We start from the raw sequence: 280 nt of genomic DNA on the forward strand, positions 1-280 counted from the left end.
TGCTTAACCTGTGTTGCATTAAGCTTCTTGATCATGTGTTTCACCAATCCTTCACCCGCACTTTCTAGGTTTTGAGGACCATCTAATTCTTTAGTTTGCACCATATTCATGCCCGCATAACCACATGGGTTAATGCGTAAAAATGGACTTAGGTCCATGTTAACATTTAATGCTAAGCCATGAAACGAGCAACCACGACGAACCCTTAAACCAAGGGATGCAATTTTACTGTCATTAACGTATACACCTGGTGCATCAGCTTTAGCATAAGCTTCAATAC

General features: G+C 40.7%; 1 protein-coding gene. It reads right to left on the bottom strand.

All coding sequences use genetic code 11. The features are described from left to right. Positions 1-280, bottom strand: a 280-nt coding sequence (gene lipB / locus AAEY83_RS14290) for a lipoyl(octanoyl) transferase LipB (RefSeq protein ID WP_351059862.1), incomplete at both ends; no start/stop codon positions are given.

The organism is Psychrobacter sp. TB20-MNA-CIBAN-0197, assembly GCF_040309765.1.
Taxonomy (GTDB): domain Bacteria; phylum Pseudomonadota; class Gammaproteobacteria; order Pseudomonadales; family Moraxellaceae; genus Psychrobacter; species Psychrobacter submarinus.